Raw genomic sequence first — 26,186 nt, forward strand, 5'->3', positions numbered from 1 at the left:
GCAGCCGAGGTTTCTCCCGCCCTCGCGCCCGCGTTACCCCCGGCGAACGTTTCTCTCACGCGGGCGCGGGCCTGGTGTGAGGTTTGCGCCCACCGAGGTGGCTGAGCCTGAGGTGGCTGAGCCCGAGGTGGCTGAGCCTGTCGAAGCCACCGCAACCCGCAGACAACCCCGGCCCTTCGACAAGCTCAGGGACCTCCGCCAAGGTGGCTGAGCCTGTCGAAGCCACCGCAACCCGCGCGGCGCCCAGCGAGGTGGCTGAGCCTGTCGAAGCCACCGCAACCCGCAGACAACCCCGGCCCTTCGACAAGCCCAGCGGCTCCGTCAGTCGACCGGCTCCAGCACGAACAGCTCGATGCGGCGGTCGGTCTTCTTCTGGTACTCGTCGTAGTCGGGCCAGACCTCGGTCGCGTAGCCCCACCACTCCTCGCGCTCAGCGCCCTCGGCCTGGTGCGCGTCGTACTCCTTCTTCACGTCGCCGTCCTGCAGGGCGACGCGGGGGTTCTTCACGAGGTTAAAGAACCACGCGGGGTGCTCCGGGGCGCCGCCCTTCGACGCCACGACCGCGTACTTGCCGTCGTGCTCGACGCGCATCAGGGCGGTCTTGCGCAGGCCGCCCGTTTTGGCGCCGACGGTGGTGAGGACGATGATGGGTACGCCCCGCATGTCGGCGGACTCCTTGCCCCCCGTGGCTTCGAACGTCTCCGCCTGCTGACGGGCCCATTCGCTGGTGCTGGGTAGATACTCTCCTGAGAGTGACATAGCTCACACGATACGTCGGCGTCTTCCCCCTCCGGTCTAGCCCCTCCCCCTTTTTCCTGGAGCCTTCATGAGCGCTTCTGCTCCCGAGACCACGACCGTTCCCACACCGAAGAACCGTCTCGACAAGTTCTTCGAGATCACCGCGCGCGGCTCGACCGTCGGCGCGGAGGTCCGCGGCGGCGTGGTCACCTTCGTGACGATGGCCTACATCGTCATCCTCAACCCGATCATCCTGTCGGGCACGCCCGACGTCGCCGGCAACGCCCTCGGCTTCACGCAGGTCGCCGCGGTCACCGCGCTGACCGCGGGTGTCATGACGATGCTCTTCGGCCTCGTGACCCGGTTGCCGTTCGCCTTCGCCGCGGGCCTGGGCATCAACTCGTTCCTCGCGGTCGGCATCGTGGGCGAGGTCACCTGGCCCGAGGCCATGGGACTCGTCGTCATCAACGGCCTGATCATCGTGCTGCTCGCGGTCACGGGCCTGCGCCGCATGATCTTCGAGGCCGTGCCCCTCGCGCTGAAGACGGCGATCACGGTCGGAATCGGCCTGTTCATCGCGTTCATCGGCTTCGTCGACAGCGGCCTCGTCACCTCGACCGGCCTGAGCTCGCCCCCGGTGGGCCTCGGCGTCGGCGGCTCGATCGCCACGATCCCGACCGCCCTGTTCGTGCTGACCCTCGTCATCACCGCCGTGCTGCTCGTGCGCAAGGTCAAGGCCGCGCTGCTCATCGGCCTGCTCTCGGGCACCGTCATCGCCGTGATCGTCGAGGCGGTCGCGGGTCTCGGTGCGAAGGCCGACGGCAACGCCGGTGGCTGGGGCCTGACCGTGCCGACGCTCCCCGCGCAGTGGGTGAGCCTTCCCGACCTGTCGCTCGTCGGCCAGGTCGACCTGGCAGGCTCGTTCGGCCGCATCGGCATCCTCGCCGCCCTCATGCTGGTGTTCACGCTCGTGTTCACGAACTTCTTCGACGCGATGGGCACCATGACCGGCCTGTCGCGCGAGGCGGGACTCGCGGCTCCCGACGGCACCTTCCCGCGCCTGCGCTCGGCGCTGGTGATCGAGGGCATCGGTGCTGTGGCCGGAGGCGCAACCTCGTCGTCGTCGAACACGGTGTTCATCGAGTCGGGCTCCGGCATCGGCGAGGGCGCCCGCACGGGCCTCGCCAACGTCGTGACGGGAGCACTGTTCCTGCTGGCGATGTTCTTCACGCCGCTGACCAGCATCGTGCCGAGCGAGATCGCCGCCGCGGCGCTGGTCATCGTGGGCGCGCTGATGATGGCGCAGATCCGCCACGTCGACCTTTCCGACCTGTCGGTGCTGATCCCGGTGTTCCTCACGGTCACCGTCATGCCGCTGACCTACTCGATCGCCAACGGCATCGGCGCGGGCTTCGTCAGCTGGGTGCTGATCCAGGCCCTCTCGGGTCGCGCGCGTCGAGTCAGCCCCCTGCTGTGGATCGTCGCCGCCGGCTTCGTGGTCTTCTTCGCCCGCGGCCCGGTCGAGGCTCTGCTCGGCTGAGGTTCGATTCCTCTCGGAAGGGTCCGGATGCCGCGGCATCCGGGCCCTTTTCCGTCGCTGCCGCAGGGCGGGGCGCGCGGCAACCGCCCCACCGCACCGAAGCCGCACCCGTTTGCTCAGACCGCACCCGTTTGCCGCCCATCCGATAGTCCTCGACGACCGAGTGCGTCCTCACGCGGTCCGCCCCGTCGCCCGCCCGCGTCCACGCCCGCCCCGCCCGGCACGACGGACACGCGAAAGGGCCCGGATGCCATGGCATCCGGGCCCCGCAGAGAGTGCTGCTTACAGGCTCTCGATGATCTCGCGCATCAGGGCGGCAGCCTCGGACGGCGTCTTGCCGACCTTGACGCCGGCGGCCTCGAGGGCCTCCTTCTTCGCCTGAGCGGTACCGGCCGAGCCCGAGACGATGGCGCCGGCGTGGCCCATGGTCTTGCCCTCGGGAGCGGTGAAGCCGGCGACGTAGCCGACGACCGGCTTGGTGACGTTGGCCTTGATGAAGTCGGCGGCACGCTCTTCGGCGTCTCCACCGATCTCACCGATCATGACGATGGCCTTGGTCTCGGGGTCGGCCTCGAACGCCGCCAGGGCGTCGATGTGCGTGGTGCCGATGACCGGGTCGCCGCCGATGCCGATGGCGGTCGAGAAGCCGAGGTCGCGCAGCTCGAACATCATCTGGTAGGTCAGGGTGCCCGACTTCGACACGAGGCCGATGGGTCCCTTGCCGGTGATGTTCGCGGGCGTGATGCCCACGAGCGCCTCGCCGGGCGTGATGATGCCGGGGCAGTTCGGACCGATGATGCGGGTCTTCTCGCCCTTGGCCTTCGAGTACGCCCACGCCTCGGCGGTGTCGCCGACGGGCACGCCCTCGGTGATCACGACGAGCAGGGGGATCTCGGCGTCGATAGCCTCGACCATCGCGTCCTTGGTGAAGGCCGGGGGCACGAACGCGATCGACACGTCGGCGCCGGTCTCGCGGATGGCCTCTTCGACCGACGCGAAGACGGGCAGCTCGACGTCGTTGCCCGACGCGTCCTTATGCGAGACCGTGGTGCCGGCCTTGCGGGCGTTCACGCCACCGACGACCTGGGTGCCGGCCTTGAGCATGAGGGCGGTGTGCTTGGTGCCCTCACCGCCGGTGATGCCCTGGACGATGACCTTGGAGTCCTTGTTGAGGTAGATAGACATGTTCTCTTTATCCGGTCCCTGAGCTTGTCGAAGGGTTAGGCGTTGGCCAGTTCGGCGGCCTTGTCGGCGCCCTCGTCCATACCGGCTGCGAGGGTGACGAGCGGGTGGTTGGCGGCGGCGAGGATCGCGCGACCCTCTTCGACCTGGTTGCCGTCGAGGCGCACGACGAGCGGCTTGGTGGCGGTGTCACCGAGGATCTCGAGGGCCTTGACGATGCCCTCGGCCACGGCGACGCACGAGGTGATGCCACCGAAGACGTTGACGAAGACGCTCTTGACCTGCTCGTCGCCGAGGATGACGTCGAGGCCGGCGGCCATGACGGTCGCCGAGGCGCCGCCGCCGATGTCGAGGAAGTTGGCGGGCTTGACGCCGTTGTGCTTCTCACCGGCGTACGCGACGACGTCGAGGGTCGACATGACCAGGCCCGCGCCGTTGCCGATGATGCCGACCTGACCGTCGAGCTTGACGTAGTTGAGGTCGTGCTGCTTGGCCTTGGCCTCGAGCGGGTCGGCGGCGTCCTTGTCTTCGAGCGCCTCGTGGTCGGGGTGACGGAAGCCGGCGTTCTCGTCGAGCGAGACCTTGCCGTCGAGGGCGATGATGTCGCCGTCTTCGCTCTGGATGAGGGGGTTCACCTCGACGAGCGTGGCGTCCTCGCCCTTGTAGACGTTGAAGAGCTTGACGAAGACGTCGGCCACCTTGGGGGCCAGCTCGTCGTCGAACTTCGCGGCCTTGGCGATCTCGAGGGCCTTCTCGGGCGTGATGCCCTCGATCGGGTCGACCTCGATGCGCGCGAGCGCCTCGGGACGCTCGACGGCGAGCTCTTCGATCTCCATGCCGCCCTCGACGCTCGAGAGCGAGAGGTAGGAGCGGTTGGCGCGGTCGAGCAGCACCGAGAAGTAGAACTCCTTGGCGATGCGGGCGCCGGCGGCGACCATGACGCGCTTGACGACGTGACCCTTGATGTCGAGGCCGAGGATGGCCTGGGCCGCCTCGAACGCCTCATCGGAGTTCTTCGCGACCTTCACGCCGCCGGCCTTGCCGCGGCCTCCGGTCTTGACCTGAGCCTTGACGACGACGACACCGCCGAGCTTCTCCGCGGCCGCCTTCGCCTCCTCAGGGGTGTCGGCGATGATGCCGGCGAGTACCGGCACCTCGTACTTTTCGAACAGATCACGTGCCTGGTACTCGTAGAGATCCACGGACAATCCTTCGCTGGGCGATCGGTGGTGGGAGGAGGCGAACTCTCTCGATATCAAGAGATCTTCGCCAGTCGACAACCCTACTAGACGGGGCTGGAGCCCCCCGACCCTTGCCCCTTCGATGGGAGGGGGTTCCCGGATGCCACCGTGGCCGGCAGAACAGAGAACTCAGGGTTACAGCGACGGCACGCGGGCGCCGGCTCACTTCTTCGGACGCACCACGAACCACGCGATGACCGCGCCGATGATTCCGAGGAACAGGCCGATCGAGATGCCGAATCCGACCCCGATCGAGGGCACGAGCAGTCCGATGAGCGGCCCGGCGATGATGCCGACGACCACCCCGATGATCACGTACCGCGCCAGCCCCGCGTCCCCCGCTGCGTTGTCCGCCATGCCCCGACCGTAGCGACGCCGGCGGGCGGGAGGCAGAGCTTGACGGATGCCGCTCACCCCGGGTTGTGCATGAATTCGATGCGGATACCGTCGACGTCTTCGACGAACGACGCGTAGTACGTCGGCGTGAACCGGGGGTACTCCTTGGGTTCGCGCACGGCCGTCCATCCGGCATCCAGGGCTAAGGCGTGCATGCGGTCGACTTCGGCGCGCGAGGCGACGGCGAACGCGAGGTGCTGCCACCCGACCCGCCCGCAGGAGCATCGAACCATGCCCTCCGCCGTGACCCTCATCCGTTCCGCATCGCTGTCGGATGCCGCCGAGTACGCCTACGCCGCCACCGCTCCGGCGAACGCCCGCCTGATCTTCCTCGCAGGCTCCTGCCCGTTGAACGCCGACGGCTCGACCGCCGGCATCGGCGACTACGCGGCGCAGGCCGCGAGCTGCCTCGAGAACATGACGATCGCCCTGCGCGAGGCCGGCGCGACGATCACCGACGTGATCAGCACGCGCGTGCTCGTGGCATCCGCTCGTCAAGCCGATCTCGTCGCGGCGTGGGAGGTCGTGCGCGACGCGTTCGGCGACCACGACGTGCCGAGCACGCTGATGGGCGTCACCGTCCTCGGCTACGACGACCAGCTGGTCGAGATCGAGGCGGTCGCCGCGGTCGTCGACGCCTAGATCCATCCCCGCTCGCGCGCGTGGATCGTCGCCTGCTGACGACTCGCGAGCCCGAGCTTGCCGAGCACCGACGACACGTGGTTGCGCACCGTCCCCGCCGACAGGTGAAGGGATGCCGCGATCTCGGCGACCGTTTCTCCCCGGGCCCCCGCGCGCAGCACGTCGAGCTCGCGGTCGGTGAGAGGGCTGCGCTCGTCGCTCAGCGCGTCGGCGGCGATCTCGGGGTCGACGTAGCGCCGCCCGGCCGCGACCTCGCGGATCACCGCCGCCACGTCATCCGCGGGCCTCGATTTGGGCAGGAACCCGTCGACTCCCGCACCGAGCGCGCGCCGCAGCACGCCGGGCCGCGCGTGGCGCGTGACGATCACGCAGCGCGAGGCGACGCTGCGCAGGATCTTCGCGGCCGTGTCGACCCCGTCGAGTCCGGGCATCTCGAGATCGAGCAGGCACACGTCGGGCTTCAGCCGCTGCGCCTCGGTCACGGCGCTCTCGCCGTCGCGGCATTCGGCTACGACCTCGAGGTCGTCCTCCAGGCGTAGCAACGCGGCGAGCGCGGTGCGGATCATGTCTTCGTCGTCGGCGATGAGCACGCGGATCACGCGGGAACCTCCTCGGGCACGCGGACCGTCACGCGGAAGCGGTCGCCGAGCCGTGTGGCATCCACCATTCCTCCCACCGCTCCAACGCGTTCGGCGATGCCCGACAGCCCCGCCCCGTCGCCGACGGGAGACGCCGCACCGCGTGAGTCGTTCTCGACGACCAGCACCCAGGCGCCCTCGTGGCGGGCGAGCGAGAGCGAGGCCGAGACCCCACCGCCGTGTTTGAGCACATTCGTCGTGGACTCGCGGACGACAGGTCCGAGCACGTCGGCCGGTGCGCGATCGGCCTCGGTGTCCACCAGCAGGTCGACTGTCAGCCCTGCCGCGCGCAGGAGGTCGGCGGCGTTGGCGAGTTCGTCGGGAAGGGGCACCCCGCGGAACCGCGCGGCCAGATCGCGCGTGCCGCGGCGGGCTTCGTCGACGCTCGCGCGAGCCGCGCGCACCTGTTCGACAGCGGCATCCGGATCCCGCCCCATCATCTTCTCGGCGAGCTCGAGCTGCAGCGCGATCACCTGCAAGTGGTGGCCCTGCAGGTCGTGCAGGTCGCCGGCGAGGCGCAGGCGCTCTTGCGCGGCGGCGAGACGTCCCTCGGCGCGGCGGGCGCGGTCGAGCTCGCGCACGATGTCCCACCACCACAGCGACGTCGCGGTCAGGGGCGCGAGCATCGCGACGAACAGCGGCAGGGCGAAGCCGCTGACCTCGTATCCGTCGGGGTGGATGCGCGTGGCATCCACGAACCAGGCCGCCGCAATCACGGCGAGCAGCAGCACGACCAGACGCAGCCGGATGCCGTGCCTCCAGCGCACGAGACACAGCGCCTGCGCGGTGAAGCCGACGCCGAGCAGCAGCGATCCGGCGCTGACGCCCATGAGCACCGCCGAGACGACGCCGAGGGCGACGAGCGGCCACGCACGACGGCGGATCGCGTCGTCGCCATCGTCGAGCGGCTCACGGCGGTAGCGGATGAGCAGCAGAACACCGGATACCAGCGACCCGGCCACCCCGACGAGGTTCAGCACGAGGGCGGGCACGGTGCCGTCGACGAAGACCGACAGCGACCAGAACAGCGCCGCGAACAGATGGAGGAACAGGATCGACGACGCCGTGTACCACCACGTGACGCGCACGTCGCGGGCGTAGGCGGCGGTGGAGGTGCTCACCCCGGCCACTGTACGGCCGTGACATTCGTCATGGGTGGGCCGTCGCATCCTCCCGCGCGGTCATGACACCGCGACACTGCCGCCGGGCGGCGCGGATCGATGGGATGGAATCACCGCGGAACACGCCGCGGACTCATCCCCCAGGAGTGACCATGTCGAACCCCGTCTCGGACCTCGTTCTCGGATTTCAAGGCCTCGTCGCCGATGTGCCCGAGTTCGTGCAGCCGCTCATCGTCGCCCTCGCCGGCGCCGTGCCGTTCATCGAGGGCGAGGGCGCCGCCGCGATCGGGCTCATCGGCGGTATCCACCCCGTGGTCGCCGCCATCGCCGGGGCCGTGGGCAACCTGCTGTGCGTCGCGATCGTCGTACTGGTCGCCTCGCGCGTGCGCACCGCCGTCACCACCCGCCGCGGAGCCGCCGCGAAGCCCCCGACCGCGCGCCGCGAGAAGTTCGAGAAGGCCTACCACCGGTACGGAACCCCCGGTGTGAGCCTGCTCGGCCCCCTGCTCCTGCCGACGCAGTTCACCGCCGCCGCCCTCACCTCGACCGGTGTGCCCCCGCTGCGCGTGATCGCCTGGCAGGCCGCCGCGATCGTGCTGTGGACGACGGTGATCACCCTGCTCATCACGGGCGTCATCCGCGCGGTGGCGTAAGGGGCTGGGTTCAGTCGTCGGCGAACGCTCGGTGCAGCGCCTCTCGACCCTGGGGCCAGTCGCCGAGACCGCTGGCGGAGTTGAGATGGCCGAGGTCACCCACGACGACGAACTCACTACCCCACCCGCGCGCGAGACCCTCGGCCGTTCCGAGGTCGCAATACGGATCGTTCGTGCTGGCCACGACCACGCTGGGGCAAGGCAGCGAACGCACGTCGAGTCTCGTGAAGCTCGGGGCCTCTGCAGCCGGAAACGCGTCGCCCGTCGGGTCTGGCGGCGCCACCAGGAGCACCCCGCGCGGAGGGCGTCCGGCTGATGGCCGCAGCCACTCCGCCACCGCCCAGCATCCGAGGCTGTGGGCGATCAGAACGATGTCGTCTACCCGCGGTTCGAGGTCTGCCGCCGCCCGATCGATCGCTGCGACCCAGTCTCCGAGATTCGGCTGCGACCACGAGCTCGGCTCGACACGCACGGCGATCTCGTCGCCCCACCGGCGCTCCCACCTCGTCTGCCAGTGCGCGTCGTCCGACCCGCCGATCCCGGGGACCATCACGTATCCGATCACAGTCTTCCTTCGGTTTTGCGCGCGCGAGGCGCCTCGGATGGGTGGCTGTACGGGTCGAGCATGATGGGATCATCATCGACACGCGAGCGCAGCGAGCGATCCCTAAGCAGTAGGACGGAAACGCGATGGAAGCATTGGATCGAGTGGACCGCCGAATCCTCGAGCTGCTTCAAGACGACGGACGTCTCACCGGCGCCGAGGTGGGCCGCAGGGTCGGTCTGTCGCAGCCGGCGGCCAGCGCCCGCATCGCGCGGCTCGAGAAAACGGGCGTCATCTCCGGGTATCACGCCGTCGTCGACGCAGCCGTCGTGGGCCTGAACATCCGCGCCGTCATCCGCCTGCGCACCACCCACGCGCAACTCGGCCCCGCATTGCAACTGGCGTCGCAGATGGAGGAGGTCACGTCGACTCTGCGAGTGACGGGTGAGGACTGTCTGATCTTCGACGTGCACTGCGTCGACGCAGCACGGTTGGAAAGGGTCGTCGATTCGCTCGCGCGTTTCGGCCCGGTCACCACCTCGCTGGTGCTGCGCGAGTATCCCGCGAAGCCCCTCGCGCCGGCGTCCGTCGGCTAGCTAGCCCGCGACCGGCGGTCCCGGCGAAGGGTCGGCGGCGGGTTGACCGTCTTGAGTCGCGTCGATCTCGCTCCGCCGTGCGAGCACCTCGCGGATGATCGCGTTCTTACGCAGACTGCGCGGGGTGGTGACGACGGAAACGACGAGCATCACGACGAAGAACGCCGCGGCCAGGCCCCAGTACGGGCTTCGCGTGATCGTGAGCGAGAGCGCGACAGGGGTCATCAACCCGAAGACGACCGGATTCAGCCAGAGGGCGCGCCGCAGTAGTTGATGCCGACGTTCGACGATGGTCGCCCACGCGACGACATCGATCTCGGCCGGCACCCGCCCCGTCTTGAGAGCGTGTCCGATGCGATCCAGTTGGAGGGCTCCGCCGGCGTCGCTTCGCTGCCGGACAACTATGACCGTGAAGACGACGGTCATCACGGTGGCGAAAATGGAGGTTCCGATCAGGCGGGCGGCGAGAGGGCCGTCCGGCAGGGCCAACTGCCCGCCCGCGAAATAGGCACCCGCGAAGAAGACGAAATAGACCGGGGCGAGAGCCCACAACGGCAACGTCCGGAATCTGCGCATGAGCGATGGTCTCAGCCCGGCGAGAAGTGAGGAGGGTGCCTGCTCTTCCTCCGCCGTAGGCGCTAGGTTGTCGCGGGTGGATGGAGTCCAGTGGGGTGCAGAAGGCGTATTCCTGCTGGTCTTCAGCTCGGTCATGGCTGTTGCATTCCCCATCGTGATGCGATTCAAGCTCGCCAGCCCCCAGCTCCTCCGCGAGCAGGTGATGTTATCGACAAGCCGTGGGGTCGTGATCTGGACGGTCCTCGTCGCCCTGGGCGCGGGACTCTTCGGACTCACCTCCGTGTTCGTCGCCCTGGAATTTCCGGTTGGCTGGGGAATTGCCGCGATGGCAATCAGCGTGCTGGTCTGCACCCTCTGGTATGCGATCCTCTATCGCCGCACGATCCGCGAAATGGAGCGCGAGCTCATGTCTCGCGACGCGGCGCCTCCAGACCCCGACTGACGCCCCGCCCCTCAACCCGTTCGACAGCTCGTCACGATCAGCCCTCTGGTCCTGAATACGGCCGCGATCCCTCAAGCCCATCCTGTTATCGTTTAAGAGAACAGGAGGTCGGAATGGGCATCGTGAACACTCTTCGCAGGGCGCGCCGACGCTCCGGCGCAAGCCTTCGAAACGTGGCCTCGCAATCGGGGGTGGGGGCAGGCAATCTCAGTGCGATCGAGAACGGCCACCGCGAGCCGACCTCGTCCACGGTGGATCGGCTCGCCTCGACCATGGGAATCGAATGGGTGCCCTTTCACACCGAAGGACGCACTCCCGCCGCGACCGCCGCAGAAGAGATCACGAGCGCCGAGGCCGACGGGCGGCATGCGCAGGCGTACCGCCGCTTCCTTCAATTGGCCGACGATCTCGCTTCGGCCGATCCGGTGACGCGCGTGCTGCTCTCAGCGGAGCCGCCAGACACATTGCCCTCCCGGTGGCTGGACGCGATCGCCGCTGTCGTGGAATTGCGCTTGCACGAGGTTCGCGCTCCGATCCCTTCATGGGTCACCGGCTACTCCGGTCAGCCGGATGCCGTGTGGGAGCCTCAGCGCGGTTCACGCGCTCTCCCGCTCAGCGCAGATCACGACAACGTTCCCGCCGAATTCCTCAAGCGAGGTGTCGCGATCGAGCAGGGTGAGTTGCTCACTGCGTGAGAACCGCCCGCACTAGAGCCCGCTCAGCCCCAGAACCCCCGGTGCGGCTCCGCCGCCTCGTCCTCGAGGTGCGGCCCCGACACCGCGATCGCCCGCCCGCCGTGCGCGAAGACCTCGCGCGAGGGCAGGTCGAGGGCGGCTCCATCGTCCTCTCCCCCGGCGATGTCGATGAGGCCGGTGCCCGAGAGGGCGTACACGACGCGGCCGATGCCCGCCCAGAAGATCGCCCCGCAGCACATGGCGCAGGGTTCGCACGACGTGAACAGAGTGGATGCCGGCAGCTCAGCGGCATCCACCTCCTTCCACACCCGCCGCACGAGGTTCGTCTCGGCGTGACCCGTCACGTCGCGGTCGGTGAGCACGGTGTTCTCGGCCTCGATCACGCGCCCGTCGCCCGCGACGAGCAGCGCGCCGAACGGATGGTTGCCGTGCTCGCGCGCCGCGATCGACAGGTCGATGGCACGGCGGAGGTGGGCGAGGTCGGTCGAATCGAGCGTGTCGGTCATGCCGTCGATGATGGCGGATCGATGTTTCCGGCGGTGGACGGATCCGGCGAGATTCCGACCTCTGGCGCTAACCGGGCGTTGACGATGCGCGCCGCCTTCTGGATGTCGTACTCCGTTGAGTGCGAGGCGAAGAGGACTTTCGTCTTTCCTGATAGCAGGTGCACTCGAAGCGCGAAGAATTCCACCGCGGGACGGTTCATCAGCATTCCGAGCAGCCATTCATGCACTCCCGTGACTCGAGCGCTCGTTACGGCCCTGATGTCATCTCTTGCATAACGGCGATCAAGAAAGAACCCGTGAGTCATCAGGACGTCGGGTGTGAGCTCCGCTCCCCACCGCCCGATGCGGGCCGCGAAGGTCGCGACAACGACGAACCCGACGCCATACGGAGCGATGAGCGATGGCATCCAGGGTGCCGGTTTCGGTTCGGTGAGCGCCTGTATCAGCGGCCACGCGAGGAACACCAGGAGAAGACCGCTGATCGGCGCCGAGATGACGTTCCAGAAGCGAAAGCGACGTCCGAGGGTCGAAAGAACGCCCACCGGTCGCCGCCCAACGCCCACGTCGGCGACGACAGACGTGGGCGGGTTCACGAGCACGAAAACGCCGGCGGCCCACAGGCACACGAGAACGGCCGCGAGCGGTATATCGGGCCCGAAGCCCCAGCCGTCAACCGCGGAGATCGAGATAGAACGCAGGAGCAGCCACCCTCCTGCGCAGACGCCGACCAACGAATGAAGTGCTGAGTATCGATAGACGGCCGTCCACATCTGCGCCGAGACGATGTCGTTTCGGGGGCGGCGCGGACGGTTTGATCGGAGCGACATGGGGTGCAGCGTATGGCCCCGAATTTCTACCGCCACCCAGGGGCGCGGGTGAATTCCGACCGCTCTCATAATGAGCGAGCAGCACTCCTCGCGACCGCGCTCGTATTCAGAACAGAGCCCGGCGAAAAGCGCATGGCCTCATACGCGTTCGATGTCGACGGACACGAAGTGCCGCAGCTCGAGCGGGCACGTCAAGAACCGCTCCTCGTCGGGGAACGTCACCGGGCTCGTGCGCCATTCCGGCCCCGCGTAGTCTTCGAGCGCGACCTCGTCGGCCCAGACGCTGACATATTGAACGCGTCGCGCGTCCCCGTCGTCGACCAGCACCTCGTGCCGCAACATTCCCGGATACCGCGACGGAAATGACGACACGAGCTCGACCAGCCGCTCGACGAACTCGTCCTCGACGCCGTCCCGCAAGTGGGTTTCGGAAGCACGCACGATCATGCACCCGACGCTACGAACCCCGCGACGCCGCCGCCGCACGATGCGTGCCACATTCCGCCGCATGAACGACAGGAGGCGGATGCCGGGGGCTCCCGCATCAGCTCACGCGGTGCCCCTCGCGCGCCAGGGTCATGCCCGACGATCCGGCAGGTCGCGCGGGCGACCGTCGTCGCCCTCCCCTGTGAGCACGGATCCGTAGACGGCGGGAAGGTCCGTCGAGGTGGTGGGCGTCCATCCGTAGGCCGCCGACTGCACGGCTCCCGCGTCCATAACCGGACGCAGCGCAGAGCGCAGTGCCTCGCGCCCTCGCCGCCGGCGAACCAGCGCGATCGTGAGTCGCACGACGATGCCGACCGCGATGGCGGCCCAGAACACGTACTCGATCCATCCGAATGCGCCCATGCGTGGCCTCCCGTGTCGCCTCGGTGCGTGGGACCGCCGACGATACCCGCTCGCGTCCCGGCGAGGAAGCGAGGTGGCGAAGCGCGCGGCGTCTGAGCAACGACTCGACGCCCGGCAACCGCGCCGGAGCCCCGCCGTCTAGGCTCAACTCATGACCTGCACCGCTCGCCCCACCTACGACGAGATCTACGAGTGGGTCACCGACTACGAGAAGCACGACAGCGTCGCCCACGCGACGGTGCACGTGCTCCGTCAGGAAGACCCCGAGCACCTCAACTCGGGCATGGTGGCGATCCACCTCAACCACGGCCCGGCGTCGATCTCGTTGAACGTCGACTGCGAGCGCACGTGGACGGCGGCTCTCTCCGAGCGCTCCGGCGAGTTCCCCCTGTCGGGCGGCAACCTCATCGCCCTCGGCGAGGAGCTGTACACGACGGGCAAGCTCTGCGAATACCTGCAGGCGCGCACCAACGGAACACCCGAGGCCGCGCTGCGGTGACGTCCGACGACGCGACGCCGGTCGAGATCGAACCCGGCGTCTACGAACACTTCAAGGGCATGCGCTACGAGGTTTTCGGCACGGCGAGGCACTCCGAGACCGAAGAGGTCTTCGTCTCGTACCGCACGCTCTACGGCGAACACTCGTTCTGGGTGCGCCCGATCGCGATGTTCACCGAGCACGTCGAACGCGACGGCTATTCGGGCCCCGGTTCCGTCGCGTCGAGTAGCGCGTTTCGACAGATCCCGGATGCCGCGGAGCCCTGGCTTCACGACGTCACCGCTTCGGCCTGCGCCGACGCATAACCGCCCTGTCAACGCCCGTGCGCCGGCCCCGCACGTCGACCTACCGTGCCGCCATGGCAGTGACCCGACTCTGGATCGTCCGGCATGGTGAAAGCGAAGGCAACGTCGCCGCTTCGAGGGCGGAACGCGAGGGATCCCCGGTGATCGCGCTCGACGAGCGCGATGCCGACGTCGAGCTCTCCCCCACCGGCCGAGAGCAGGCCGAGGCCCTCCGCACCTGGGTGGCGTCGCTCGACGCCCCGATCGACGAGTACTGGGTGTCGCCGTACCTCCGCGCACGGCAGACCCTCGCCCTCGCGGTCGGCGACGACCGGCCGGCGCTCGTCGACGAGAGGCTGCGCGACCGGGAACTCGGCATCCTGGATCTGCTCACCTGGAAGGGCGTCGAGGAGCTCCACCCCGAAGAGGCCGCGCGACGGCGTCACCTCGGCAAGTACTACCACCGGCCTCCCGGCGGCGAGTCGTGGGCCGACGTGACGCTCCGACTCCGCTCGTTCCTCGGCGAGGCGCTCGACCGCCCCGGACCGTCGGTCCTGATGGTCGCGCATGACGCCGTCATCATGTTGATCCTGCACGTGCTGCTTCCCCTCGACGAGCCGGAGCTCATGGCCTTCGTCGCGACCCACACCGTGCGCAACGCGTCGGTGACCGAGCTCGTCCGCGACGACGAGGGCTGGAAAGTCGTGACCTTCTCGGCAGTTGATCATTTGAAGACCGAGGGCGCCGACGTCACCGTGCACGGAGGAGAAGACGATGCCTGAACCCGTCACCCTCCAGCTTCTGCGCGAGTGGGGCGTGCCCGATGCCGACGGCTCGAAGAAGTCGCGCGGCCAGGTCGTCGTGGTGGGCGGGTCGCGACGGTCGCCCGGCGCTCCCCTGCTCTCCGCCGAGGCCGCGATGCGCGTCGGTGCGGGTCGCGTCGGTATCGCCGTGCCGTCCGCGATCGCCCCGCAGCTCGGTCCGGCCATGCCCGAGGCCGGCATCTACGAGCTGCCGGTCGGCTCCGATCCGGTCGACGACGCCCTGCGCTCCGGACTCGAGTCGGCGGATGCCGTGCTCCTCGGCCCCGGTTTCGATGATCCGGATGCCACCCGCGCGGCCCTCCACGCGGTGTCCGACGCCGAGGTGGGCCGGCTCGTTCTCGATGCGTTCGCGCTCGGCATCCTGCCCTCTTTCGACCGTGACCTGCTGCCCGACGACCTGCTCATCAACGCCAACGAAGAAGAAGCCGAGCTGCTGCTCGAGCGCGACCTCGGCGACGACCGCGCGGCCGACATCGTCGAGATCGCGCGCCACTACCGCGCCGTCGTGCATTGCTTCGGCACCGTCGCCACCCCCGACGGCCGCTGCTGGCAGGCGGAGCCGGGCGGATCGGGCCTGGGCACCGCGGGCAGCGGCGACGTGTTGTCAGGCGCGATCACCGGCTTCGCCGCCCTGGGGGTGGATGCCGAGCGGGCGGCTGTCTGGGGCGGGTGGACCCACGCTCGGGCGGGCGACCGGCTGCAGGAGCGGGTCGGCATCGGCTTCCTCGCGCGCGACCTCGCGCCCGAGCTGACGGCCGTGGTTCACGAGAGCTGAGGCAGCGCTCCTGCGAACGCGCGGATGCGCTCGGCCGACTCCCGCGACGCGGTGAACTGCGCGAGGTGATGATGGCCCGGGATCGCCGAGACCTCCGCCGTGGCGGCTCGCGCGCCGAGCCGGTCCGCCCACGACTGCCGAGCGATCGGATCGGCGCCTCCGCGCAGCACGAGCAGCGGAACGTCGAGCAGTCCGACGCGATCCTCGATCGGATACCGCAGCATGTGCCGCACCTGGCGCGCGTACCAGATCGGTCCGCACCGCACGTAGTCGGTGAACACGATCATGTTCGGCCGGGGCGGTTCGAGCGCCGAGTCTCGCGCCAGCAACGCCGCTTGCCAGAGCAACCCGCGGCGTCGATCGTCAGTCACCGGCCCGAATGCCACCACCCCGCGCGCGAGGTCGGGGCGCCTCACGGACAGTTCGACCACCCACTGACTGCCCATCGAGTGTCCGACGAGCACCGCGTCGCTCACGCCCAGCTCGTCGAGCACGACGCCGAGGGCGTCGGCGATGATCCGGATGCCGGAACCGCGCCCCGGCTTCGGCAGACCACCGAAACCGGGAAGGTCGATCGAGTGCACCTCGGCATCCGTCGACAACTCCTCGTGCAGGGGCTTCAGGTAGCGGTGCGACATGCCGATGCCGTGGATGAGCACGTACACCGGCCGCCCCGGCCGCAGGGTCGAGAACGAGCGGAAGGCGAGATCGCCGACGGTGTGGTCGGCGGTGTCGAGGTGGGGCACGGTGGCCACCGTACGTGGGCCGGTGTCGGCGCAGGCGAGGGTTGCGATCGCTCCCCCGCCGGCGACACGACCGCCCCTTGGTTGCGTCCGGTGCCGACGGACCGCGTGGGAGAGTGACGACGTGAAACTGTATTCCGACTTCGCCGCGCAGCGCGCCCGTCAGATGACCGCCGACGTGGTCGCGCTCGCGCTCATCGCGATCAGCATCGCCACCGGCATCGTGGTGTTCTCGACGGTGAACCAGCTCGCGCAGTTCGGTGTGCAGATGCAGAACGCGGGCACCGACTTCCGCACGTCGATGACCGACGTCGGCACCCGACTGGGTGGGGTCCCGTTCATCGGCGAGGGGATCAGCGCCCCGTTCAGCACGGCGAGCTCGGCCGGCGATACCCTCGCGGCTGCCGGTCAGACCCAGCAAGACCTCGTTCTGCAAGCGGCCATCGCGCTCGGAGTGGGCGTCGCGGCCCTCCCCATCCTCATCGTCCTGTTGGTGTGGCTCATCCCGCGCCTGCGCTTCATCTCACGCGCCACGCGCACCCGCGCGCTGATGCGGTCCGGGCTCAACACCGACCTTCTCGCGCTCCGTGCCCTCACCCATCAGAAGGCGGGCGTCATCGCGAAGATCGCTCCGGATGCCGTGGGGGCGTGGCGGCGCAGCGAGCCCGAGGTCATGCAGCGCCTGGCCGGACTCGAGCTCAGGTCGGTCGGCATTCGGCCCTGATAGCAACGACGAGGGTCGCTGAGCAACCCGCTGCGAGCTCTGTCGCACCTGCGCCTGTCCGGCGTACCATCGCCGGTACGCCGGAGTCCCTCCGCGGCATCCGGTCCCTCCGAACCGACGAGAACACGGGAGATCCAGATGGACACGATGGCGATGATGAAGTCGATGGACATGGGCGAGATGACCATGGACATGGATGCCATGCAGGAATGCATGCAGTCTCTGAACGCGTGCGCGATGGCCGCGGCCATGTGCGCCGGCAGCGACATGATGCACGGCGCCGAGATGGCCACGTGCTGCGCCATGTGCTCGAACATGGTCGAGATGGCGCAGGCGACGATGCACATGATGATGCGTCCGGCCGGCATGAACATGGACGTGATGAGCGCCATGATGACCGCCTGCATGACCATGGGCAAGGCGTGCGCCGCCGAGTGCCGCGCGCACGGCGACATGGACGAGATGTGCCGCTACTGCGCCATGGCCTGCGACGACATGGTCATGAAGTGCGAGGCCATGATGGCCTCGATGACCGCCTGAGTTCTCTTCTTCGCGCGGCCGCTGACGCTTCGTCGGCGGCCGCTCGGCTATGCGGCGCGAGCGGTCGTGATGATCGCGGACGCGCTGAGCAGCTCGGCGACCGGGTGGTACGCCACCGGCTCCCCTGCCGCGATGTCGACGGTCGGGCCGACGATCCGCAGCTGCACCGTGCTGCCGTTCAGCAGTGCGACCGTTGCGGTCGAGCCGTCGGCCTCGATGACGAGGCCGTCCCACCACGCAGACGGGTTCGAGGCTGCCATGCAGCGCTGAATCGGGTGGACTGTCGACGAGATCGTGCGGGACATGGCTTCACCTGCCTTCGGAGTGGTTGGTGTGATGAAGCTACGGGATGCCGCGGGGGCGGGCGATCTGGGGCGTAGTGCGGCGTAACACCTCAGAGTCGCATCACTCCGTTAGGCGCGCGCCCTTCAAGAACACACCGCACCGGTCAACTGCCGCTTTGAGCCGGCGCCCACCCCACGCTTCCGGCTCTCTCTCGTCAACACGCAAACTCCGCCGTGTGCGACGAGTGAGATGCAGCGTGCCGCGTTCAATCTACGGGCGCCGGGGACGCAAGTTCTCCGACCGTTTGATCGGGCTGCCCCGGTGACGTTCCGCTCCCTCGTTCGGGGCGGTGAGGGAAGTTTGACCAATAGTTGGCGTAGGCCGAGTCAAAGCCCTCTCTGAAACGGAGCATTTCGTTGGGTTCAGCAAAAACGGCACCCTGCATCAGGTAAACGGGGGCTCCAAGCGACGGCAGCCCGAGCATCGCAAAACTGCTCGGTCCTGCAAACTTGATGTCTGCGCCATTCGAGCGCAGCAGAGTTGTAGAGCGCCCCCAGGCGTCGATAACTACAGAAACAGTCTCAAAGGTGTTCCGCACGCATCCGATCTCTTCGAGCAGCCGCAGGGCGCTCCGAGCCATGCTCAACGCGCCATTCACTTCAGAGATGGTTGGGGTGCGCTTGGACTTCGCATGCAGCAGACCGTTCCTTGCCGTCATAATTCCGCTGTCGTTCAACATCGATCCTGCCTCCGCGATAACCCGGGGGAGAGTGTGTTGACTTGCGGGCAGCAGGTCCAAAAATGGAGCAGTGTGCCGAAACGGAAACCGCTGCAGATCAGTTTGATCCGCAAAACGCGGAATGTCCGACAGTTGCCGCACGTGCGCATCTGCGTTTTCGCGCAGACTTGAAAGATGGCCGGCGAGGCGAAGGAATCCCTGCACCACGCTACTCAAATCCGGATCATCACGCAGATCATTCACCTCGACGCCCGCTTTGCGAGACACCGAAGCGTTCAGTGTCTCAATAGTGAACGCACGAGCCGCACCAGCCCTGTATTCGTATGGCCTATTCGCCTTGACGTGATCTTCCAGAAGGGCCCAAGTCGCAAATGTGAGCGAGTCGAACAGAAATTTTTCAAGGGCAACAAAGTAATTTGAGGCGATTGAACGGAGGTCCTCCTCAGTCGAGTCCGCGCTGGCCGACGCCGTAGTCGCGAAAGTTTCGAGTAATTGGTGATGGCGCCAGTACTCGTCACGAACGTCAAGCCGACGCTCCATGGGAAAGCCCAACTTCCACATTATTGCGTCCAGAAGCGGGGCATCCGCGCCTTTAAGATCCAAGCCTAGAATCTTCGCAGCCTTCTCCGCGTTTGAACGCCTGCCAAGGAGCAGTTTCTCCACGATCTCCCGGGGAGTGCGCATTTTGAAGAATGTTTCTAGGCGCTCCGTGGGGGTGTCGCCCGACACGTCTCGAAGCATCCAGGCGAGTTCGTCCATGTCCATGGCCGAGTTCTTATCGAACATGCTGCGCGCCAGGGAGAACAGCCGGAGCAGCGTCGTGGTCGTTTCACCCGGACTGTACCGCGCCCCTAGACGGCTTGCCTCGGGACGAAGGCGCCAAGCCCCAGAACGCATTCGGTGATTGACAACAGGGCGCCTGACCTCACCTTCAGGGACGACAATCTCATTGCCCAGGATGGCATCATCGACCAGGTCAGTGAGCGCCTCGTCGGTCTCAGTCAACAAGATCTGCAGCAGTTCGCCCCGATTTAGGCCTGCGCACCATTCCGCGGGATTGCCCGCCAGGCCAACACTCGCAGCCACAGCAGCCAATCGACCGCCAGTGGAGGACACGGCAAGCCCCACGAGAGCCCGCAGTTCCTCATCGTCGAATGCGTCGCCGAGCAGATAGGGCATGGTCGAACCATCGTCGACCTCGTATGGGTTCCAATCTTTTTCGGTGATGTCAACCACGAACCCGTTCCAGTCCGCTGAATCTTCGGAGATTGTATGAAGCACCTTATACAACAGCGATCTCTGTTTATTCACATTTGCCTCCTGACTACTGGTCAGGCGAACGTTGTGCACGGAAGGGCAAGAAAGATCGGAGCAATGCTGAATCGGAACGGAGAGGCGCGGGACCAGATTTCGCGCGTGCTTTGTGCGCATGATCCCATAAGGGCCGATGAGGAATGGACCCGTGTGATAGACCCCTTGCGGCTTGTCCGCCAAGAGTCGCAGGGTGTCTTCATGCTTGAGCACGTTTCGCTCTTCAGCGATTAGCGTCGAAGCCTCGTCATATAGGGAGCGCCCGAAAACTAGGGGAAATTTCAACTTTCCGGACTTGATGTACTCCGACAACGGGGCAGTGAGACGATCAATGTCGATCGCATCGATATCCACCAATGGTTCATGATGCACCAATCCGAGAAGGCAGAGGAGGTTCGCCACCTTTGGATCCACTTCCTCCTTCGTGATGAGCTGATCCCGTACCTTCTTGCCAACAGCGGTTAGGACAATACCTCGGTTGAGGTCATCAGTGACCTTAAAATCAGCTTCAATAATGCAGTGACCCAGCGCATCAACAAGCGCTAGGAGTTCGAGGAGCTTCTGCCTCCAACCCTCGTCGGTGTAGTCCTTCGCGAGTTGCGCTCTGTCCCGCGGTTTCTCGGTCATCATTGTCCCCCAATCGACACTCAAACCTAACGAAGATTTGTCAGCGGCGCGATGTTCTGCCGACGGCCCTTGGCAGTTATCGGCGGAGGACAGGGCGGCGTCTGGTTGCGCATGGCAGTTGATGACGAAGTTCACCTGCCAGAGAATGCGACCGGCCACACCCAAAGATTGAGGATCGATGCCCTCCGGCGAGACCGCGCCGCAAGCATCTCAAGTCTCAGTCGCGGCCATCACCGACACCCGAGAATGACCTTGAGCGCAATCTCATGTAACGCCCACGTAAACTCCCCCTCTCCCCCACCCCCACCCCCGGTGAGCCAGTCGTTACCTCCCCGCCCCCGACGGCGCGGTCCCGGGTAATCCCTCCTCCCTACGCTGGCGGCACGTCCCGCCCATGCGGGGCGCTGCACCTCCCCGCATCGCCCACCGGAGGACTCCGTGACCGTCACCGACCCGCGCCCCGAAACCGCCCACGCGCCCGCAGCGGACAGCACCCTGAAGCACCGCCCCGGCCGCTGGATCGACAACTGGAACCCCGAAGACACCACGCAGTGGAACACCGAGGGCAAGGCCATCGCCGCCCGCAACCTGCGGTGGTCGATCTTCGCCGAGTTCCTCGGGTTCGTCGTCTGGCAGCTGTGGTCGGTCGTCGTCGTCTCGCTGCCGGCCGCGGGCTTCCAGCTGTCGACCGGTGAGATCTTCTGGCTCATCTCCATGCCGAGCCTCGTCGGCGCGACGCTGCGCATCCCCTACACGTTCATGGTTCCGCGCTTCGGCGGCCGCAACTGGACGATCGTGTCCGCCGGCCTCCTGCTCATCCCGAGCATCGGACTCGCCCTCGCGGTCAGCAATCCCGCGACCCCGTTCGGCGTCCTCCTGCTGATCGCGGCTCTCGCCGGCTTCGGCGGCGGCAACTTCGCCAGCTCGATGTCGAACATCACCTTCTTCTACCCGGCCGCGCAGAAGGGCTGGGCGCTCGGACTCAACGCCGCCGGCGGCAACCTCGGCGCCTCGGTCGCCCAGTTCGTCGTGCCCATCGTCATCACCGTCGGCGCGGCCGCGACCCTCAATCTGCCCCTCGCGGGTCTCATCTGGGTGCCGCTGATCCTCGTCGCGATGGTCGGCGCCTACTTCCGCATGGACAACCTCTCCGCAGCCAAGGCCGACATCGCGGCATCCCTCGCCGCTCTGAAAGAGCCGCACCTGTGGATCCTCGCCGTCCTCTACATCGGCACCTTCGGCTCGTTCATCGGCTTCGCGGGCGTCTTCCCGAAGCTGCTCGCCGACACCTTCCCCGACTTCAAGGGCATTGCGATCGGCACCGCGACCGTCACCCTCGCCTTCCTCGGCGCTCTCGTCGGCTCGCTCGCCCGGCCCTACGGCGGCAAGCTCGCCGACCGCTTCGGCGGAACCGTCATCACGATCGGCGCCTTCACGGTGATGGGGCTCGGCATCCTGAGTGTGATCCTCACCCTCCCGACGCAGAACTTCGCGATCTTCCTGCTCTGCTTCCTCGTGCTGTTCGCCGCAGCGGGCATCGGCAACGGCTCGACCTATCGCATGATCCCGACGATCTTCGCCCTCCGCTCCAACGGCGGGATCGGCGCGCAGCGCAAGGCGGCTGCGGCCCTCGGCCTCATCTCGGCGATCGGCGCCTACGGCGGCTTCTTCATCCCGCAGGTGCTCGGATTCTCGAAGACTACGTTCGGCTCGTACGTCCCCGCCCTCGGCAGCTTCGTCGCCGCGTACGTGATCTTCCTCGCCCTCACCGCGGGCGTGTACCTGCGGATGTCGACCAAGTCCGGCACTCGGATCTGACGCCATGAGCTCCGCCGACACCCACTGCCCCTACTGCGCGCTGCAGTGCGCGATGACCGTCACCCACCAGGGTGAAACCACGGTCACCGGCCGCGACTTCCCCACCAACCGGGGAGGACTCTGCGCGAAGGGCTGGACGTCGGCGGAGCTCCTCGCGTCTCCCCAGAGACTCCGGATGCCGTTGCTCCGCCAACCCGACGGCACCCTCGCCGAGACCACCTGGGATGAGGCACTGGATGCCGTGGCCTTGGCCTTCCGCGAGACGAAGGCCACCCACGGCCCCGACGCGAACGCGATCTTCGGCGGCGGCGGACTCACCAACGAGAAGGCCTACCAGATCGGCAAGTTCGCCCGCGTCGCCCTCGGCACGTCGCGCATCGACTACAACGGCCGGTTCTGCATGTCGTCCGCGGCAGCGGCATCCAATCGCGCCTTCGGCATGGACCGCGGCCTGCCGTTCCCGGTCACCGACCTCGACGACGCCGCGACGATCCTGCTGCTCGGCTCGAACGTCGCCGCGACCATGCCGCCCTTCCTCGCCCACCTCGCCGGGGCACGAGCCGCGGGCGGGCTCATCGTCGTCGACCCGCGCCGCTCGGCCACCGCGCGCCTCACCGAAGACGGCGCCGGCACGCACCTGCAGGCGGCTCCCGGAACCGACCTTCCGCTCCTGCTCGGCCTCACGCACATCGCGATCGCCGAGGGTCTCGCCGACCGTGCCTATATAGAGGGGCGCACGAGCGGGTTCGATGCCCTGCGCCGCAGCGTCGCGCAATGGTGGCCCGAGCGGACGGCATCCACCACCGGAGTCCCCGTCGCCGACCTCCGAGCCACCGCGCGTCGCCTCGCCGCGGGACGCGCGTTCATCCTCACCGGACGCGGCGTCGAACAGCACGTCGACGGCACCGCCACCGCGACCGCCGCGATCAACCTCGCCCTCGTACTCGGTCTCGTCGGGGGCGAGGGCTCGGGCTACGGCACGCTGACGGGCCAGGGCAACGGCCAGGGCGGACGCGAGCACGGCCAGAAGGCCGACCAGCTCCCCGGATACCGCTCCATCCGCGATCCCGACGCCCGCCGGCACGTCGCCGAGGTCTGGGGCGTCGATCCCGACGAGATCCCGGATGCCGGCATCCCGGCCACCGCCCTGCTCGGCGAACTCGGCGGGCCCGTCAAGACGCTGCTGGTCGCGGGCTCGAACGTCGTCGTCTCGGCACCCGACGTCGACGCCGTGCGCGCGCGGCTGAACGCCCTCGACACCCTGATCGTCTGCGACTTCTTTCTCTCCGAGACCGCGGAGCTCGCCGACATCGTGCTGCCGGTGCTGCAGTGGGCCGAAGAGGAGGGCACGATGACCTCGCTCGAGGGCCGCGTGATCCGCCGTCGCCGCGCGCTACCCGGACCCGAGGGAGCCCGCAGCGAGCTGTGGATCATGGCCGAGATCGCGCGGCGTCTGGGCGCGGCATCCACCTGGTCGACCGATCCGGCCGAGGTCTTCGACGAGCTCGCCCGCGCGTCGGAGGGCGGCATCGCCGACTACTCCGGCCTCTCGCACGCGCTGCTCGACACCGGCATCGAGGCCTACTGGCCGTACCGCTCCGGGAGCACGCCGCGTCCCTTCACCCAGCGCTTCGCCCACGCCGACGGCCGCGCCCGGCTCGTCCCCGTCGAGGCCACTCCCCCGACCCCGACCGACCGCGGCGCCGACCTCACCCTCACCACCGGCCGATACCTGCAGCAGTACCAGTCGGGAACCCAGACCCGCCGCGTGGCCGAGCTCCACAACGCCCGCCCCGAGGCGCGGCTCGAGATCCATCCGGCGACGGCGTCTCGGCTCGGCATCCGCGAGGGAGCCCTCGTCGCCGTCTCGAACACGCGCGGCACCGTGCGTGCGCGGGCGAGCGTGACCACGGACATCCGCCACGACACCGTGTTCCTGCCGTTCCACTACGCGGGCGACGAGTGCGCCAACCGCCTGACCGAGGCCATCGTCGACCCGACCTCGGCCATGCCCGAGTTCAAGCGCACGCGGGTTCGGGTCGAGGCGATTCCGGATGCCACGACCCCGGCGGTCCATCACGTTGCGGCCTCGCCCGTCGTCGTGGCGGAGCACCCGGGGGTCGCGCCCGCGCTCGTCGGCGTCGCAGGGACCCGAAGCACCCAGGAGGAGACCCATGTCTGAGCGTGTGGTGCTGGTGGGCTACGGCCCCGTCGGGGCGCGGCTGGTCGAGGGGCTCCTGCCCGCGGTGCGCGAGGGGCGGATCGACCTCACCGTCGTCGGCGCCGAACCGCACGACGTCTACAACCGCGTGCTGCTCGCCGAATACGCCGTCGGCCGCACCGATCGCGACGGTCTCGACATGAGCGACCGCCGCGTCGCCGAAGACGCGGGTGTGCGGTTCGCGCTCGGGACGACGGTGGTCGGCGTCGACCGGAACCTGCGCGTGGTGCGCCTGCACGACGGCATCCGGATTCCCTACGACCGACTCGTGCTCGCCACCGGCGCGCGGGCGAACGTCCCGACGCTCGCCGGACTCGAGCGGGCACAGCGGCACCGCTCCGCGCGCCCGGCCGACCCCTCCGCCCTGGATCAAGGAACCGCCCCGCTCCCCCGCGGTGTCGTGGCCCTGCGCGACCTCGCCGACGCCGAGCACGTGCGCGCGGCGGTCTCGGCGGGTCAGCGCATCGTCGTGCTCGGCGCGGGAGTGCTCGGTATGGAGCTCGCCCTCGCCGCCGCCGAAGCGGGCGCCGAGGTGGTCGTGGCGTATCACTCGGCCGCCCCCATGAATCGGACGCTCGATGAGAACGGCGGACGCGTGCTCGCCGCCGCGGCGAGCGCCGTGGGCGTCGAGATGATGCACCACGCGCGCGCCGAGAGCATCGTGCAGCGCTACGACGACCACGGTCAGGCCTGGTTCGACGGACTCGTCTGCGCCGACGGCAAGGTGCTCGCGGGCGACCTGCTGGTGCTGTCGTGCGGCGTCGGAGCGCGGACGGAGCTCGCATCGCTGTCCGGACTCGCCACCTCGGCCGGCGTGCTCGTCGACGGGGCCTCGCGCTCGTGGACCGACCCGAACGTCTTTGCGCTCGGCGACTGCGCGCACGTTGCGGATCCCGCCGCTGGCGAGCCCGACGGCCGCGTGCCGGGAGGCCCGAGCGGACTCGTCGGCCCCGGCTGGCGGCAGGCCGACCGGCTCGCGGCCCTGCTGTCGTCGGGGGTCGAGGGACCCGCCGCCGTCGAACGCCCCGGCGTCGTGATGCTCAAGGCCGAGGGCATCGACGTGGTCGCCGGAGGCGCGGTCGACGCCGATCCGTTCTCGCACGCTCCCGGATGCCACGGCCCCCAGGTCACGCTCTGGGCCGACCCCGCGCGCGGCGCGTACGTGAAGCTCGTGACCGTCGAGGGCGTGCTGACCGGCTTCGTCGCGGTCGGGATGCCCCGAACGGGTGCCGAGCTCACGCTGCTCTTCGAGCGCGGGTCGGAGCTGCCCGCCGACCGCTCGTCGCTGCTGCGCCTCGACGCCGCGGATGCCGGAATGCCCGCCGTCGGCGACCCCTTCGCCGCGGATGCGACCGTGTGCTGGTGCAACGGGGTGAGCGCGGGGGCGATTCGCGAGGCCGTCACCGCGGGCGAGCCGACGGTCGCGTGCGTGAAGTCCGCGACCCGCGCCGGCACCGGCTGCGGCGGCTGCGTCGGGCGGATCACCGAGCTGCTGGCCCGCGAGGCCGTTCCGGCGTGAGGACGCGCGTCGCCGGCGGCATCGGCGCGTGCACAACTCCGGAAAGACGGGCGCAGACCCGGCCTGAATCGCGTCCTCGACCCGCTCGGCA

The 26,186-nt window shown here is 68.3% G+C and carries 31 protein-coding genes; 15 read left to right on the forward strand and 16 right to left on the reverse strand.

Annotated features, from left to right (window positions below; genetic code table 11):
* Positions 1–321 precede the first annotated feature (321 nt).
* A complete protein-coding gene (locus tag RWH43_RS02195; RefSeq protein WP_230704246.1) occupies positions 322–759 on the reverse strand; it encodes a nitroreductase family deazaflavin-dependent oxidoreductase in 438 nt (145 codons plus the stop codon).
* Positions 760–826: 67 nt separating this feature from the next.
* Here RWH43_RS02195 and RWH43_RS02200 point away from each other — a divergent pair, with 67 nt between their 5' ends.
* Positions 827–2,278, forward strand: coding sequence for an NCS2 family permease (locus tag RWH43_RS02200; RefSeq protein ID WP_230704245.1), 1,452 nt, complete (start codon positions 827–829; stop codon positions 2,276–2,278).
* A gap of 282 nt (positions 2,279–2,560) precedes the next feature.
* On the opposite strand, the gene sucD is transcribed toward RWH43_RS02200, so the two are convergent.
* The 4 genes from sucD to RWH43_RS02220 form a co-directional block, all read right to left on the reverse strand.
* A complete protein-coding gene (gene sucD / locus RWH43_RS02205; RefSeq protein ID WP_056226628.1) occupies positions 2,561–3,463 on the reverse strand; it encodes a succinate--CoA ligase subunit alpha in 903 nt (300 codons plus the stop codon).
* Positions 3,464–3,498: 35 nt separating this feature from the next.
* The gene (sucC, locus tag RWH43_RS02210) at positions 3,499–4,662 is read right to left on the reverse strand and encodes an ADP-forming succinate--CoA ligase subunit beta (RefSeq protein WP_316000557.1); all 1,164 of its coding nucleotides are present in this window, start codon (positions 4,660–4,662) and stop codon (positions 3,499–3,501) included.
* A gap of 201 nt (positions 4,663–4,863) precedes the next feature.
* Positions 4,864–5,058: a hypothetical protein gene (locus tag RWH43_RS02215; RefSeq protein ID WP_144829200.1), complete on the reverse strand. Its 195-nt coding sequence runs from the start codon at positions 5,056–5,058 to the stop codon at positions 4,864–4,866.
* A gap of 53 nt (positions 5,059–5,111) precedes the next feature.
* Positions 5,112–5,330, reverse strand: a complete 219-nt coding sequence (locus RWH43_RS02220; RefSeq protein ID WP_316000558.1) for a VOC family protein — start codon at positions 5,328–5,330, stop codon at positions 5,112–5,114.
* On the opposite strand from RWH43_RS02220, the gene RWH43_RS02225 reads away from it, so the two are divergent.
* On the forward strand, positions 5,329–5,739 hold the full coding sequence (locus RWH43_RS02225) for a RidA family protein (RefSeq protein ID WP_316000559.1): 411 nt from the start codon (positions 5,329–5,331) through the stop codon (positions 5,737–5,739). The two genes, RWH43_RS02220 and RWH43_RS02225, sit on opposite strands and share 2 nt — an antisense overlap.
* On the opposite strand, the gene RWH43_RS02230 is transcribed toward RWH43_RS02225, so the two are convergent.
* Both RWH43_RS02230 and RWH43_RS02235 read right to left on the reverse strand, forming a co-directional pair.
* Entirely contained in the window at positions 5,736–6,338 is a 603-nt protein-coding gene (locus RWH43_RS02230; RefSeq protein ID WP_154096107.1) for a response regulator transcription factor, read from the reverse strand. The two genes, RWH43_RS02225 and RWH43_RS02230, sit on opposite strands and share 4 nt — an antisense overlap.
* Entirely contained in the window at positions 6,335–7,498 is a 1,164-nt protein-coding gene (locus RWH43_RS02235) for a sensor histidine kinase (protein ID WP_316000560.1), read from the reverse strand. Before RWH43_RS02235 ends, RWH43_RS02230 begins: the two co-directional genes overlap by 4 nt.
* A 152-nt stretch (positions 7,499–7,650) precedes the next feature.
* On the opposite strand from RWH43_RS02235, the gene RWH43_RS02240 reads away from it, so the two are divergent.
* The gene (locus RWH43_RS02240; RefSeq protein ID WP_154096109.1) at positions 7,651–8,151 is read left to right on the forward strand and encodes a small multidrug efflux protein; all 501 of its coding nucleotides are present in this window, start codon (positions 7,651–7,653) and stop codon (positions 8,149–8,151) included.
* Between the two features lie 10 nt (positions 8,152–8,161).
* Here the strand turns inward: RWH43_RS02240 and RWH43_RS02245 are convergent, their stop codons facing one another.
* Entirely contained in the window at positions 8,162–8,716 is a 555-nt protein-coding gene (locus RWH43_RS02245) for an RBBP9/YdeN family alpha/beta hydrolase (protein WP_316000561.1), read from the reverse strand.
* 143 nt (positions 8,717–8,859) lie between these two features.
* On the opposite strand from RWH43_RS02245, the gene RWH43_RS02250 reads away from it, so the two are divergent.
* A complete protein-coding gene (locus tag RWH43_RS02250; RefSeq protein WP_260979679.1) occupies positions 8,860–9,291 on the forward strand; it encodes an Lrp/AsnC family transcriptional regulator in 432 nt (143 codons plus the stop codon).
* On the opposite strand, the gene RWH43_RS02255 is transcribed toward RWH43_RS02250, so the two are convergent.
* Complete coding sequence (locus tag RWH43_RS02255) at positions 9,292–10,002, reverse strand: hypothetical protein (RefSeq protein WP_316000562.1); 711 nt, start codon at positions 10,000–10,002, stop codon at positions 9,292–9,294.
* Between RWH43_RS02255 and RWH43_RS02260 the strand changes: the two genes are divergently transcribed.
* A complete protein-coding gene (locus RWH43_RS02260) occupies positions 10,001–10,309 on the forward strand; it encodes a hypothetical protein (protein ID WP_316000563.1) in 309 nt (102 codons plus the stop codon). The genes RWH43_RS02255 and RWH43_RS02260 overlap by 2 nt on opposite strands.
* Before the next feature lie 113 nt (positions 10,310–10,422).
* Positions 10,423–11,004, forward strand: a complete 582-nt coding sequence (locus RWH43_RS02265; RefSeq protein ID WP_316000564.1) for a helix-turn-helix domain-containing protein — start codon at positions 10,423–10,425, stop codon at positions 11,002–11,004.
* 23 nt (positions 11,005–11,027) lie between these two features.
* Here the strand turns inward: RWH43_RS02265 and RWH43_RS02270 are convergent, their stop codons facing one another.
* From RWH43_RS02270 to RWH43_RS02285, 4 genes are all read right to left on the reverse strand, one after another.
* Complete coding sequence (locus tag RWH43_RS02270) at positions 11,028–11,510, reverse strand: nucleoside deaminase (protein ID WP_316000565.1); 483 nt, start codon at positions 11,508–11,510, stop codon at positions 11,028–11,030.
* Entirely contained in the window at positions 11,507–12,337 is an 831-nt protein-coding gene (locus RWH43_RS02275) for a hypothetical protein (protein WP_316000566.1), read from the reverse strand. The genes RWH43_RS02270 and RWH43_RS02275 overlap by 4 nt, the downstream gene beginning before the upstream one ends.
* A 138-nt stretch (positions 12,338–12,475) precedes the next feature.
* On the reverse strand, positions 12,476–12,835 hold the full coding sequence (locus RWH43_RS02280) for a putative quinol monooxygenase (RefSeq protein WP_316000567.1): 360 nt from the start codon (positions 12,833–12,835) through the stop codon (positions 12,476–12,478).
* Positions 12,836–12,913: 78 nt separating this feature from the next.
* Positions 12,914–13,186, reverse strand: coding sequence for a hypothetical protein (locus RWH43_RS02285; RefSeq protein ID WP_316000568.1), 273 nt, complete (start codon positions 13,184–13,186; stop codon positions 12,914–12,916).
* 151 nt (positions 13,187–13,337) lie between these two features.
* On the opposite strand from RWH43_RS02285, the gene RWH43_RS02290 reads away from it, so the two are divergent.
* The 4 genes from RWH43_RS02290 to RWH43_RS02305 are packed head-to-tail and all read left to right on the forward strand — an operon-like array spanning position 13,338 to position 15,568.
* Positions 13,338–13,685, forward strand: coding sequence for a hypothetical protein (locus tag RWH43_RS02290; RefSeq protein ID WP_316000569.1), 348 nt, complete (start codon positions 13,338–13,340; stop codon positions 13,683–13,685).
* Complete coding sequence (locus RWH43_RS02295) at positions 13,682–13,990, forward strand: DUF1653 domain-containing protein (RefSeq protein WP_316000570.1); 309 nt, start codon at positions 13,682–13,684, stop codon at positions 13,988–13,990. The genes RWH43_RS02290 and RWH43_RS02295 overlap by 4 nt, the downstream gene beginning before the upstream one ends.
* Before the next feature lie 53 nt (positions 13,991–14,043).
* On the forward strand, positions 14,044–14,751 hold the full coding sequence (locus RWH43_RS02300; protein WP_316000571.1) for a histidine phosphatase family protein: 708 nt from the start codon (positions 14,044–14,046) through the stop codon (positions 14,749–14,751).
* Positions 14,744–15,568, forward strand: coding sequence for an ADP-dependent NAD(P)H-hydrate dehydratase (locus tag RWH43_RS02305; protein ID WP_316000572.1), 825 nt, complete (start codon positions 14,744–14,746; stop codon positions 15,566–15,568). Before RWH43_RS02300 ends, RWH43_RS02305 begins: the two co-directional genes overlap by 8 nt.
* On the opposite strand, the gene RWH43_RS02310 is transcribed toward RWH43_RS02305, so the two are convergent.
* Positions 15,556–16,314 (reverse strand): alpha/beta fold hydrolase, encoded by a 759-nt coding sequence (locus RWH43_RS02310; protein ID WP_316000573.1) that lies wholly within the window; start codon positions 16,312–16,314, stop codon positions 15,556–15,558. The genes RWH43_RS02305 and RWH43_RS02310 overlap by 13 nt on opposite strands.
* Positions 16,315–16,435: 121 nt before the next feature.
* On the opposite strand from RWH43_RS02310, the gene RWH43_RS02315 reads away from it, so the two are divergent.
* Positions 16,436–17,035: a hypothetical protein gene (locus tag RWH43_RS02315; protein WP_316000574.1), complete on the forward strand. Its 600-nt coding sequence runs from the start codon at positions 16,436–16,438 to the stop codon at positions 17,033–17,035.
* 138 nt (positions 17,036–17,173) lie between these two features.
* Entirely contained in the window at positions 17,174–17,575 is a 402-nt protein-coding gene (locus tag RWH43_RS02320) for a four-helix bundle copper-binding protein (RefSeq protein WP_260979682.1), read from the forward strand.
* A 47-nt stretch (positions 17,576–17,622) separates the two neighbouring features.
* On the opposite strand, the gene RWH43_RS02325 is transcribed toward RWH43_RS02320, so the two are convergent.
* Both RWH43_RS02325 and RWH43_RS02330 read right to left on the reverse strand, forming a co-directional pair.
* Entirely contained in the window at positions 17,623–17,835 is a 213-nt protein-coding gene (locus RWH43_RS02325; RefSeq protein ID WP_316000575.1) for a nuclease, read from the reverse strand.
* 290 nt (positions 17,836–18,125) lie between these two features.
* Positions 18,126–20,672, reverse strand: a complete 2,547-nt coding sequence (locus tag RWH43_RS02330; protein ID WP_316000576.1) for a hypothetical protein — start codon at positions 20,670–20,672, stop codon at positions 18,126–18,128.
* A gap of 303 nt (positions 20,673–20,975) precedes the next feature.
* On the opposite strand from RWH43_RS02330, the gene RWH43_RS02335 reads away from it, so the two are divergent.
* From RWH43_RS02335 to RWH43_RS02345, 3 genes are read left to right on the forward strand one after another with little or no spacing between them, the layout of a single operon-like run.
* Positions 20,976–22,355: an MFS transporter gene (locus RWH43_RS02335; protein WP_316000577.1), complete on the forward strand. Its 1,380-nt coding sequence runs from the start codon at positions 20,976–20,978 to the stop codon at positions 22,353–22,355.
* A gap of 4 nt (positions 22,356–22,359) precedes the next feature.
* Entirely contained in the window at positions 22,360–24,537 is a 2,178-nt protein-coding gene (locus tag RWH43_RS02340; protein ID WP_316000578.1) for a molybdopterin oxidoreductase family protein, read from the forward strand.
* The gene (locus RWH43_RS02345; protein WP_316000579.1) at positions 24,530–26,095 is read left to right on the forward strand and encodes an FAD-dependent oxidoreductase; all 1,566 of its coding nucleotides are present in this window, start codon (positions 24,530–24,532) and stop codon (positions 26,093–26,095) included. The genes RWH43_RS02340 and RWH43_RS02345 overlap by 8 nt, the downstream gene beginning before the upstream one ends.
* Positions 26,096–26,186: the final 91 nt, after the last annotated feature.

The sequence above is a fragment of the Microbacterium algihabitans genome (genome assembly GCF_032464975.1).
GTDB lineage: Bacteria > Actinomycetota > Actinomycetes > Actinomycetales > Microbacteriaceae > Microbacterium > Microbacterium algihabitans.